We start from the raw sequence: 11526 nt of genomic DNA, 5'->3' as shown, positions 1-11526 counted from the left end.
GTCCCATTTTGGCCATAACGAAAAACACCCCCTATAGTGTATCCATCGGATAAAAACACGTGGTGTTTTTCCAATGTCCACTATAAGGGGTGCACTTCAGGGCCAAAGCTCCTGATGGCATCCTTTTTTATAGTTTTGAGCCTCCGCTCGGGAGGGTTATCTTACGCAGACGTCTGTTTTTCGTAAATCGCTTCCCAACCGGCAGGAGTGACGAAGAGGCGGATTGCCTTGATTTTGCGGTCATCCTGGAGAGAGAAGTAGTGGCGTGTGTAGGAAGGGACGGAGATCAAATCGCCTGGATCCATTTCTACATCAAACCAGTTATCACCAGCATTGATGGTGAAAATCCCGTGACCATCCACGCAAAAACGTACTTCATCATCTGTGTGATGATGCTCTCCACGGAATGCTACTAACAATTTATCCAAATTCGGTGTGTTTTCAGAAAGCATTACCAAATCAGCTGTTGTATAGCCTCGCCGGGTGCTGATCTCGTCAATTTCTTTTCGGAAATGCTCGATGATATGGGATTTTTCTTCATCTGTCAGTTGGTAATTCTCCCGCAGATTCTCGGGTAAGCGATCAACACCCCATACTTCATAGGTGACTCCCAGAGGGGAAAGAAAATCGCGTACCTTGTCTGAGCCTTCCAAATATTCATTGGTAGCATGAAAACGGATTTTTGCCATTGATGAATTGCCTCCCTTTAATTAAATTGATGTCGTAATTGAGTAAGTCTCAGATGGTACTCAAACAGGAACTCAAAGGACTCCAGATGACGTTTCGCCGTGAAGTCATTGTCACCCCATACGTAAATTCCGTGATTGCGGATCAAAACACCTGGTACAGAAGGAGTAATTACTTTTTCAATCGCAGCAGCAAGGGTAGGGATATCCGCGTAATTTTCCACGATAGGAATCGTGATTTCCGCATTCTCTTCCCAGATACCGAGCCCTTTGATCAATTCTTGCCCCTTGATTGTGAATGCCCGCTGCCCAAAGTAAAGCTCCGAGATCACGTTATTGCTGATCGTATGGACGTGAAAGCATGCTCCAGCGGTTGGGATGTGCCGATAAACGGCTGCATGAATCAAGGTTTCCGCCGATGGTCGCAAGGTGGTCTCTTCTACTGGTTGGGCCGATTCATTTACCAGCAAGTAATCTTCAGGTGTGCATTTTGTTTTGTCTTTGCCGCTGGCAGTTACTGCAAAGAGTAGCGGGTCACTTGTCAATTTAATCGACAGATTGCCGCTTGTGCCGGGGAACCAATCACGTCTGGCAAAGGTCATTTTGGCCTCATCCAGCCTCAGATAAGCGTCGGCTCGCAGTTGCTCCAAATCGCTCATGCTAGCGCACCTCCTGTCCGTTCGTTATCTGCTCCAAGGCGTCAATCACATCAAAGAAGGTTGAGAATGGGCGATAGGGCAACTGCAGTTCGTTACATTTGGTTTCCAGCAGAGATCGGGCTATGACAAAGTCGGCGATCTTGGCTCCTGCCAAATCCGTAATGCTGTCACCAATCACGATTCGGTAATGGGTGGATGGATCGTATTGTCTGATAATTGCTGTCTTGCACATACCGCAATCCGTTGTGCAGTGTTCATCGCATGCATGAGGCCAGGTAATCGTGATCGTGTCTTGAGAGAAATCGCTGCCGTTGCAATAGATATGCTCATCCAAGCCATAAGGAGCGAGCATGGGATAGACGAAGAAATCAATGCCGCCGCTTGTAATCAAGAGAGTGATATCCTGTTTTTTGCAGTATTGGATAAATTCAGCAAACCCTGCTCGAATCCTTGCTTCTCGTAATAGGAAATCAACAATATCTTGTTTACGATGAGAGGGAATAGTGGCAAACAGTTTGCCCACACCTTCCCGAATCGAGATCTGCTGGCCCAGAATTTGATCGGTCAACTCTTCCCAGCCAGGTAGAGCAAATTCTCGCATGATGGCAATGATATTGTCTTTTTCCGTGATTGTGCCATCGAAGTCACAAAAGAGAACGACTTGTTTTTGCATTACTTTTGCCCCCACTTATCTAAAGCAATCGCCAAAGCCTCACTGTTCGTTGCCGCTTCGGCTAATGGAATTCCACTAACGACTGCTTCAATTGCTGTTATGAATGCTCTAGCTCCGATTGTTGCTCCACCAGGATGGCCGTGGATGCCGCCACCTGCGTTCACCACCTGATCCAGTCCGAAATCTGCGTAAAGTTGAGGTACTAACCCCGGATGAATCCCTGCTGACGGAACAGGGAAAGAGCGTTTCAACTGACTGTCATTTACGGTTAAATTAGCTGCAAGCTGAAGTGCTTCTTGTTTATCCAATGCGACATTTCCATAAGGAGAAGGGAACAGAACTAGATCCGCACCTGCAAGCCGCATCAGTTTACCCAATAATAGGGACGTCCGGATGCCGTAGTCAGGTGAAGGGTACAGCGCACCAGCCAGTGCTGGATGGGCCATCAGCGGGACGGTGATATCGGGATCGGCTGCGAGCCGATGCAGGGTGTCGAATCCAAAGCTGAGTACGTTAAACAGCAAGCATTGGGCTCCGTTATCGATCGCACGCTTCGCATTATCTAGCAATTCATGGGAAGGGCCCGTGAGATTTGCTGCATAAAGCACGGGTTTGCCTGTTTCTTGCTGTACTTCCTCGGCTATTTGACGGAAAGCACGGATTCGCTCAAGAAACGGCGCCTGATCGTCAGCAAAGAAGATCTCGTCGTCCTTGACCAAATCGAGTCCTCCCAGTGCCTGGGCACGGAATTGTGTCTTCAGTTCATCGAAGGGCAGACCCAGACACGATTTAAATATGCTCATACACAGTGGTCGGTCATGTACACCAAGTATCTCCCTCACGCCGTCGATGCCGTATTTCGGTCCTGGAAAGCCAGCAACAAATGAATCGGGCAATTGTATATCGACTAATTTGATTTTGCCATCCATAGACAGCTTGCCGAATACACCCGTCAAAAGGGAAGGGATATCACGTGTAAAGTTGATTGTTGGATAGCTGATGGTAACTGTCCCCCGGATCTCGCCATTGTCCAACTCTTCCAGCGGTTGAACAGCATGAACTTCTCCAAGATAGGGACGAAGTGCTTCCTGCTTGGCGAGGGGAAGATCGGTCCATGAACCAACAGTCATGCCGACAGCAATCGCAGCAGCTTTTTTATCTAAATCTTTTGCTTGCGTTACGTAGGTTACAAGAATAGAATCACTGCCCACGGATAAGCCTCCTTTGTAGAAAATAAAAAGCCTCCTTCATCGAGAAGGAGGCGGGCTTACGATTGTTCGCTTCTCCTCTCATCTCTCAAAAACCTCAAAATCAGGTTTTTGCAGGATTTAGCACCGTTTCGTACCTGTTTCGTACGCCGGTTGCCGGGCATCATCGGGCCAGTCCCTCCGCCTTCTCACAATAAGAGTAATGTCTGAATATATGGAATTGAGCAACTACAAACACAGTACTCAAATCATAAGACGATTTTTCACAAACGTCAACTTCATTTTTAATTTGCAAAAAGTTGTTGACAACTGGCTTGTACCGTGTGTATGATTCATCGTAATTGCAAATTGAATAGTCTAAATATGGATTTCCTTATCCAGAGACGGTGGAGGGACTGGCCCGATGATACCCAGCAACCGACACATTTCTTGCATCTGTTATCGAGCAAGAAAAGTGCACGGTGCTAATTCCTGCAGAAGAAATAATTCTGGAAGATAAGGGGGAACGACGACGTTATGACAACGTATGCACAGGACCTCTTTTCTTTGGAAAAGAGGTCTTTTTTCATGGTGACATTATCAAAAAATTGGTGTGAGCAAGTTTGGTCGGAGTACAAATATTTAATCATGCTTCACTCGTATTCTACCTATCAGGATATTGTGCAAGCATTCAAGGAACAGAATCAACGTGCGAAAGAAACGGGAAATCGGGATTGGACTCAATTTGCGGACTGGTTATGTGACAAATTACAGGAATGCGAGGTTGATCTTATCGACGAAGGGAATGCACGAAATGCATTGAATCATGCTTTCGGTCACCTGCGTGGCAAGGTAAGTCCTGTGGAAAACGGCTCGTGGCAGCTTCTGCTGTCTACCGACGTGGAGAATGCGTGGCGGGTGTTGTTTCTTCTAGCGATGGAAAGGGGAGACGATACACTCAAACGGTCACGGCTCTTTTCGCCTGCCTGTCCAACCAGTCACGTCTGGATTTCGTATCGTGGAAAAGATTTGTTCGTCAAGCGCAGAGAAGGAAACTGGGAAGTATTGACCCGAGAAGAAATAGCAGATGATATAGCCGATTGCAAAGTGCACAAATTAGTGGATTACCGCTTGATGGCACAGTTGAACGAGTTGACCAATCCGCTTGACATGTATGAAAAGCAAATGGCTCTTTTAGGCTGATTACAAGGCAGGAATGAGGAGGAAAAGCGATGACATACCGTCCGTTAACTGAACAGGAAGCCGTTGATTATGTTCGTGGTTTACCTAGTTTATTTACGCAAGATTCGCAATTATCAAGCTATGAGATAGGCGATGGGAACCTGAATCTGGTTTTTCATATTCGTGAAGAAGCAACTGGCAAAAGTGTCATTGTCAAGCAAGCATTGCCGTACGCACGAGTAGTTGGTGAGTCGTGGCCTTTGACACTTGATCGTGCACGGATCGAAAGCTCGGCACTTGCTATTCAAAACAAGCTGGTTCCTGATCTGGTTCCACAGGTTTATCATTTTGATCAAGAGCTTGCCCTTACCGTGATGGAAGACTTGAGTGACCACACGATCATGCGCAAAGGATTGATCCAAGGGGAACAATATCCGCTGTTTGCCAAGCATATCGGTCGATTCCTGGCTGAAACTCTCTTTTTCACATCGGATTTGGGTGTGCATCCGTATGAAAAAAAATCATTAGTCGCAACATTCGTGAATCCAGAGCTTTGCAAAATTACCGAAGATTTGGTGTTTACTGATCCCTATGAAAATGCCGAAACCAATATCTTTAACCCTTTGATTCGCAAAGACGTTGAGGCGATTTGGGCAAACGTACCGCTGAAACGGGAAATTGCGAAGCTGAAGTTTGGCTTCCTCACGAGAGCAGAGGCACTGCTTCATGGCGACCTGCACACGGGTAGCATTTTCGTCACCCCGACCAGCACAAAGGTGATTGATCCTGAATTTGCTTATTATGGTCCGATTGGCTTTGATATCGGTCAGGTCATTGCCAATCTGCTGCTCAACTATGCTGCACAGCACGGTTTGCCGGGCTCAGATGCCAACCGAGCAGCGTATCGTCAGTACCTGCTTGAAACAGTAGAGAACGTATGGCAGGAGTTTGTATATAACTTTGTCCAATTGTGGCACAGACAGAGCAAAGAACGGAGTGCGCATGTAGAGAACTTCTGGCAGGATTACGTGGCAGATTTGCTTCAGGATACGGCTGGTTATGCAGGATGTGAGGTGCTGCGCAGAGTCATCGGGTTGGCGGGCGTAGCTGATTTGAACTCGATTGAAAATGTGGAAATACGTGCAGAAGCAGAGCGCCTTGCACTGGAAATTGGCAAGGCACTGATCCTGGAGCGTAAAAACATCAAAGCGAGCACAGATATTAGCAACCTGGTATGGAATGTGTCGATTCAAGCTCAGCAGGAGGAAGCGGTATGACAACGGCAACAAGAATAACACCCGTGAGATGGGAGAATGATCATCTGGAGTTACTTGACCAGACATTGCTTCCTGTTGAGACGGTATACCTGCCTCTCACTACATCTGAGCAGGTATGGGAATCAATCAGACACCTGCAAGTTCGAGGAGCACCGGCTATCGGGATGGCAGCAGCCTACGGATTATATCTTGGGGTTCGCAACAGTCAGGCAACGACATATGAAGATTTCTGGCAAGATGTCGTGGAGCAGGCGGATTATCTGGCAACCTCCCGACCAACTGCTGTCAATTTGTTCTGGGCCTTGGATCGGGTGAAAAGCCGGGTGGAGAATGAAGCGGAAAGGACGATTGACGAGATCAAAAAGTCTGTTTTGGAGGAAGCACAAACAATCCAGACGGAGGACGAACAGGTTTGTCGTCAGATTGGCGAAAATCTTCTCTCCTTGCTGCACGATGGTATCGGAGTCCTGACTCACTGCAATCCGGGAGCGCTAGCAACTGCAGCCTATGGAACGGCAACTGCTCCGTTCTACCTCGCCAAAGAACGAGGCTGGGACATCAAAGTGTACGCCGATGAGACTCGTCCTGTTTTGCAAGGCTCTCGACTTACTGCCTTCGAATTGCAGCAAGCAGGAATTGATGTCACCCTAATCTGCGACAATATGGCTGCGATGGTGATGGCGCAAGGAAAAGTACAGGCGGTAATCGTGGGTACAGATCGTGTCGCAGCAAATGGAGATGTAGCAAACAAAATTGGCACGTACGGTGTAGCTGTTCTGGCAAAGGCGCATGGTATTCCTTTCTATGTGGCAGCTCCGCTTTCATCGGTTGATCTGGCAACTGCAACGGGTGACGAGATCCCGATTGAAGAACGTCCAATCGAGGAAGTGACGCACGGACTTGGCAAACAGGTTGCACCAGATGGCATCAAGGTATACAATCCCGCCTTCGATATTACTCCTGCCCGATACATCACGGCGATCGTAACGGAAACAGGTATTTACAAGCCGGAGCAAATTTGCCGACTCGAAAGCAAATAATCAGAAATTTTTCCCCGTTTCTTTTCGTACTGTTTTAGTATGAAGGAACGGGTTTTTATTTTGGGAATTGGCAGGTGTGCGTGATGAATCACATTCCGCTGTTCGATGGGGCAGAGCTGAAAGTACTTGTCGAAGAAAATGCAAAACAGATGTTTACATTGATTGATCAGAATCGGATGCACTTGCGGGAGTGGCTTCCCTGGGTTGATTCGACAAGAGAGCCAGCAAGTACCAGAGGTTTTATCGATGGAACCATCCGGCTCAGGGAAATGAACCAAGGGATTCATTACGGGATTTGGTATGAGGGTTCTTTTGCAGGCACACTGGGTGTCCATGGAATCAACTGGGCCAATCGCAATACGACCATTGGTTACTGGCTAGGGTCTCAGTATCAGGGAAGGGGCTTGATGACCCATGCGGTCTATCAGTACATCAACCGTTTGGTGTTTGGGAAATGGAACCTGAACCGGGTACAGATAGCCGCTGCCACGGATAATGCCAGAAGCAGGGCCATCCCTGAGCGGCTGGGGTTTCAATTGGAAGGCGTCCTGCGGGAGAATGAGTTTGTGAATGAACGGTATGTTGATCACGCCATATATGGTATGGTGGCAGGGGATTGGTGCAAACTGCATTCGCATCAAAAGACGCCAACTAATGGATTGACAAGAAAATTCAGGTAATCTACGATGAAGAAATGACGGCATTCGCTTTAGCTTACAGGCTTAGCGGGTGCTTCATTTTTCTACATACCAGTAAAAACTACATTCGGGTGGACCGCTCGACATCAGCATTTAGCTTCAGTAGAGTGGGTATAAATCGGGGCCCCGCCCGACATCAGCATCAGCTTAAGTCGGGTGGGTATATAAAGGGGCGATAAAAGTGGATACGTTTAAGCAGTTGGGATGGTTTTTCCGCATGTATTGGAAACGGTACGTGGTTGGAATTACGATCCTGCTCGTCATTGATATTATGCTGTTAATACCACCCCGTTTGGTCGGCGACACGGTTGACCAAATGCGATTGGATACATTGACGCCGTCCGGCTTAAGCTGGACAATCGGAATTTTGCTTGTGCTGGGCGTCGTACTGTACGGTCTTCGCTTTGTATGGCGGTACCTGCTGTTCGGTGGCTCGTTGCTGTTGGAAAGAACACTTCGCGAACGATTATTTGGGCAGTTGACCCGAATGACACCTTCCTTTTTCCATCGGAGGAGGACAGGTGATTTGATGGCTGTCGCTACCAATGACATTCCTTCTATAGAAATGACGGCTGGTTTGGGTGTACTTACACTTGTGGATTCTTTGTTTATGACTATTCTTGCTTTTGGCACGATGCTCGTTGCGATTGATTGGAAGCTGACGATTGCTGCCCTGGTTCCTATGCCGTTTCTCGCCTGGGCAACAGCATACTACGGCAAGCTTTTGCATGAGCGCTATTTTCTGGCACAGGAAGCATTCGGTCATATGAATGACCACGTGCAGGAATCGATTAGCGGTGTCCGTGTTCTGCGTGCGTTTGTACAGGAGAAAAAAGACATAGAAGCTTTTCGCAAGGTGAGTGAGGAGACCCTTCACCGCAATGTGAATGTAGCCAAAATCGATGCGTTGTTCGAGCCTACCATTGCAATCATTATCGGATTCAGTTTCTTGATCGGCTTGGGATTCGGATCGATTCTCGTCTTCTACAGCCAGATTTCATTGGGTGATCTCGTTGCTTTCAATCTTTATTTGGGTCTTTTGATCTGGCCGATGTTTGCCTTTGGTTGGCTTATGAACATCTTGCAACGAGGCAGTGCCTCCTTAAAGCGCCTGCAAGAGTTGCTTGACGAGGTACCGGATGTGGTTGACACCGAGCAGGCTGAAACCAATTTGGCAGGTCATGATATCACTGTAAGAAATCTTACCTTCTATTATCCGAATACTGATCGCCCGGCTTTGGTCGACCTATCATTCGAACTGGGTGAAGGAGAAACCTTGGGCATTGTCGGGCGCACAGGGAGTGGCAAGTCAACCTTGTGCCGGGTATTGCTGCATCAGTATCCGATCCCGGAAAATCATTTGTTTTTAGCGGGGCTTGGAATTGAGAATATCAAGCTGACCACTTTGCGTGAAAAAATTGCGTATGTACCGCAAGAACATATTCTGTTTTCTCGGACGATCAAGGAAAACGTGGCTTTTGGAAAGCCGGAAGCAACCGAACAAGAGATTTGGGAGGCACTTCGTCTTGCAGAGATGCAGCGAGACTTGCAGCAATTGCCAGGTGGAATTGACACGCTGGTAGGGGAGAAGGGTGTCATGCTCTCCGGTGGGCAGAAACAAAGAATTTCAATCGCCAGAGCCTTGCTGCTGGACGCAAAAATATTAATCCTGGACGATTCCTTATCTGCTGTAGATGCCAGAACCGAAGAGAAAATCCTGCAACATTTGCGGGAAGAGCGTAAAGACAAGACGACCATTATAACGGCACATCGCCTTTCTGCTGTCCAGCATGCGAATCAGATTCTGGTTCTGGAGGATGGTCAAATCGTTGAACGGGGTACTCATGATGAATTAATGGCTCTGGGCGGCTGGTATAGCGAGCAATACCGTCGTCAACAGTTGGAAGCCATGGTAGCGGGAGGAAGAGACTAGAGTATGAATGGATCGTCTGTTTTATCGCGCTTGGTTGGATATGCGAAACCTTTTCAGAAAAGTATCTGGATTGCTCTTTTTCTCCTCATTATTGGAACAAGTGCGGAGTTAGCGGGGCCATTCATTGCCAAAATTGCCATCGATGATCACATCCTGAGTATCCAGAAGAGATGGTTTGCACTGGATCAGGCCAATGTTGAGAAGGATGGGAAAACGATTCCCTCTGTTCAAATCGGGACTGAATATCTGGTTCGTGAGGATTGGCTGAGCTCGACGACGCCGGCAAGTAACACGTTTCGCCAGGTTATTGCAGAAGGGACCAATTATTACCTGATCACAGGAGAACTTCCTCAAGAAGGACAGCGTCACATCACATTGGATGGAGTCGATCAATCAGGTAGACAAAGGGTCAGCATCATGGTTCAGACAGATACAGAGCAGATTGTGCGTGAAGGATTTGTCTTAACTCCCAGTGAGGTGCTAGCACTTTATCAGAATGACTTTCAGCCGTTGCTCTGGCTTTTGGGTGGATATGCTGTACTGATCCTGTTCTCTGCGGGGATCAATTACTTTCAACTGATTTCCTTACAGACAACGGCCCAGCGCATTATCCAAAAAATGAGGATCGATGTATTTTCGCATCTGCAAAAGCTCTCTGTCTCGTTTTTTGACAAGACGCCTGTCGGATCGTTGGTGTCCCGGGTAACAAATGATACGGAAGCGATTCGAGAAATGTACGTCAGTGTGCTTGCTACCTTTGCACAGAACGGCGTATTCCTGATTGGTATCCTGGTCGCATTGTTTATTATGGAGCCGAGCCTGGCATGGTTTTGTTGTATGGTCCTGCCTTTTCTGGCTGTGCTCATTTATGTATACCGTCACTACAGCTCACGTGCGTATGCCGTGATCCGGGCACGACTCAGCGACATGAATGCCATGCTAAATGAAATGATTCAGAATATGATCGTCGTGCAGGTGTTTCGCCGAGAACCGGGAGTTGCTAATGAATTCAGCAAGATTAATGCGGATTACTTCCATGGACGCATGAGGGAAAACAACCTGGAAGCACTGTTGTTGCGTCCAGCGGTGGATTTCCTTTACAAAATTACGCTCACGATTATTATCTGGTACTTCGGTTCAGAGTCGTTTGGCAATGCGATTTCATTTGGGATTTTGTATGCCTTTATCGACTACATGGGGCGTTTCTTTGAACCGATCAATATGATCATGCAACGGCTGTCGCAGCTTCAACAGGCGATTACCTCATCAGGGCGTGTATTCGAAGTATTAGATACACCAGCAATGCCCGCAAAACCAAGGGATGAATTTCCTCGCCCTGCGGGAAGAGTGGTGTTCGATCACGTTTCTTTTGCCTACAAAAACGAAGATTATGTCTTGAAGGATGTCTCGTTTGTCGCAGAGCCTGGTCAGACAGTCGCATTGGTTGGTCACACAGGCTCCGGAAAAAGCTCGATTATGAACCTTTTGCAAGGGTTTTATGATTGCAACCAAGGCAAAATCACAATTGATGGCGTAGACATTCATGAAATGAAACCGGAAGTTCTTCGCAAACACTTAGGATTGGTACTGCAAGATCCGTTTCTGTTTACTGGAGATATTGCATTTAACATCCGCTTGTACAACTCGCATATTACGGACGCTCAGGTGCAGGATGCGGCCAAGGCAGTTCGGGCAGATGACTTCATTCAACAGTTGCCAAATGGCTATCAGGAACCCGTCGTTGAGCGTGGGGCAACTCTTTCGTCCGGGCAGCGGCAGTTGATTTCGTTTGCTCGTGCCTTGGCACAAGACCCTGCGATCCTGATCCTCGATGAAGCGACAGCAAATATCGATAGTGAAACTGAATCAGCCATTCAGGAAGCATTATACGTCCTGTCCAGCGGTCGTACGACATTTATGATTGCTCACCGGTTATCTACTATTCAACATGCCGATTTGATTCTGGTATTGTCTCGTGGGGAAATTATCGAACGGGGTACACATGAAGAGTTAATGAGCATGGATGGGCTATATTACAAAATGTACCAGCTCCAACAAGGCCAAACTTCTGAAAAAGTTGATGTTTAGGACTTGTCGGGCTGTTATGATTACAAAAAGGTCATGACCGTTTTCCCCTCTCATCCCCTCTCATCCCCTCTCATCGGGGGACTGAAACGTGTTGACCGCAAGC

10 protein-coding genes and 2 riboswitches are annotated in these 11526 nt (G+C 47.5%); of the genes, 6 read left to right on the top strand and 4 right to left on the bottom strand.

Annotated features, from left to right (window positions below; genetic code table 11):
* Positions 1–161: 161 nt before the first annotated feature.
* The 4 genes from ACPW7N_RS05000 to ACPW7N_RS04985 are packed head-to-tail and all read right to left on the bottom strand — an operon-like array spanning position 162 to position 3229.
* The gene (locus ACPW7N_RS05000) at positions 162–689 is read right to left on the bottom strand and encodes a cupin domain-containing protein (protein WP_425649920.1); all 528 of its coding nucleotides are present in this window, start codon (positions 687–689) and stop codon (positions 162–164) included.
* 17 nt (positions 690–706) lie between these two features.
* The gene (locus ACPW7N_RS04995) at positions 707–1345 is read right to left on the bottom strand and encodes a methylthioribulose 1-phosphate dehydratase (protein WP_425649919.1); all 639 of its coding nucleotides are present in this window, start codon (positions 1343–1345) and stop codon (positions 707–709) included.
* Between the two features lies 1 nt (position 1346).
* A complete protein-coding gene (locus ACPW7N_RS04990; protein WP_425649918.1) occupies positions 1347–2018 on the bottom strand; it encodes a 2-hydroxy-3-keto-5-methylthiopentenyl-1-phosphate phosphatase in 672 nt (223 codons plus the stop codon).
* Positions 2018–3229: a 2,3-diketo-5-methylthiopentyl-1-phosphate enolase gene (locus ACPW7N_RS04985; protein ID WP_425649917.1), complete on the bottom strand. Its 1212-nt coding sequence runs from the start codon at positions 3227–3229 to the stop codon at positions 2018–2020. The genes ACPW7N_RS04990 and ACPW7N_RS04985 overlap by 1 nt, the downstream gene beginning before the upstream one ends.
* A gap of 75 nt (positions 3230–3304) precedes the next feature.
* A riboswitch (SAM riboswitch) is annotated at positions 3305–3426 on the bottom strand.
* Between the two features lie 170 nt (positions 3427–3596).
* Positions 3597–3728, top strand: a riboswitch (SAM riboswitch).
* A gap of 65 nt (positions 3729–3793) precedes the next feature.
* Between ACPW7N_RS04985 and ACPW7N_RS04980 the strand changes: the two genes are divergently transcribed.
* The 6 genes from ACPW7N_RS04980 to ACPW7N_RS04955 all read left to right on the top strand — a co-directional run bounded on the left by ACPW7N_RS04980 (position 3794) and on the right by ACPW7N_RS04955 (position 11423).
* Complete coding sequence (locus ACPW7N_RS04980) at positions 3794–4408, top strand: YbgA family protein (protein ID WP_425649916.1); 615 nt, start codon at positions 3794–3796, stop codon at positions 4406–4408.
* A 29-nt stretch (positions 4409–4437) separates the two neighbouring features.
* Positions 4438–5664, top strand: a complete 1227-nt coding sequence (gene mtnK, locus ACPW7N_RS04975) for an S-methyl-5-thioribose kinase (RefSeq protein ID WP_425649915.1) — start codon at positions 4438–4440, stop codon at positions 5662–5664.
* Positions 5661–6704 (top strand): S-methyl-5-thioribose-1-phosphate isomerase, encoded by a 1044-nt coding sequence (mtnA, locus tag ACPW7N_RS04970; RefSeq protein ID WP_425649914.1) that lies wholly within the window; start codon positions 5661–5663, stop codon positions 6702–6704. Before mtnK ends, mtnA begins: the two co-directional genes overlap by 4 nt.
* A gap of 83 nt (positions 6705–6787) precedes the next feature.
* A complete protein-coding gene (locus tag ACPW7N_RS04965) occupies positions 6788–7384 on the top strand; it encodes a GNAT family N-acetyltransferase (protein ID WP_425649913.1) in 597 nt (198 codons plus the stop codon).
* Positions 7385–7583: 199 nt separating this feature from the next.
* The gene (locus ACPW7N_RS04960) at positions 7584–9335 is read left to right on the top strand and encodes an ABC transporter ATP-binding protein (RefSeq protein ID WP_425649912.1); all 1752 of its coding nucleotides are present in this window, start codon (positions 7584–7586) and stop codon (positions 9333–9335) included.
* 3 nt (positions 9336–9338) lie between these two features.
* Positions 9339–11423: an ABC transporter ATP-binding protein gene (locus tag ACPW7N_RS04955; RefSeq protein WP_425649911.1), complete on the top strand. Its 2085-nt coding sequence runs from the start codon at positions 9339–9341 to the stop codon at positions 11421–11423.
* Positions 11424–11526: the final 103 nt, after the last annotated feature.

Source organism: Brevibacillus nigriterrae (assembly GCF_049846925.1).
Lineage (GTDB): Bacteria > Bacillota > Bacilli > Brevibacillales > Brevibacillaceae > Brevibacillus_H.
This window is presented reverse-complemented; position numbering and strand designations above follow the sequence as displayed.

Bases quoted from the DNA above. Each gene is read 5' to 3' on its own strand.
- ACPW7N_RS05000 (WP_425649920.1), bottom strand. From the start codon at position 689: ATGGCAAAAATCCGTTTTCATGCTACCAATGAATATTTGGAAGGCTCA.
- ACPW7N_RS04995 (WP_425649919.1), bottom strand. From the start codon at position 1,345: ATGAGCGATTTGGAGCAACTGCGAGCCGACGCTTATCTGAGGCTGGAT.
- ACPW7N_RS04990 (WP_425649918.1), bottom strand. From the start codon at position 2,018: ATGCAAAAACAAGTCGTTCTCTTTTGTGACTTCGATGGCACAATCACG.
- ACPW7N_RS04980 (WP_425649916.1), top strand. From the start codon at position 3,794: ATGGTGACATTATCAAAAAATTGGTGTGAGCAAGTTTGGTCGGAGTAC.
- mtnK (WP_425649915.1), top strand. From the start codon at position 4,438: ATGACATACCGTCCGTTAACTGAACAGGAAGCCGTTGATTATGTTCGT.
- mtnA (WP_425649914.1), top strand. From the start codon at position 5,661: ATGACAACGGCAACAAGAATAACACCCGTGAGATGGGAGAATGATCAT.
- ACPW7N_RS04965 (WP_425649913.1), top strand. From the start codon at position 6,788: ATGAATCACATTCCGCTGTTCGATGGGGCAGAGCTGAAAGTACTTGTC.
- ACPW7N_RS04955 (WP_425649911.1), top strand. From the start codon at position 9,339: ATGAATGGATCGTCTGTTTTATCGCGCTTGGTTGGATATGCGAAACCT.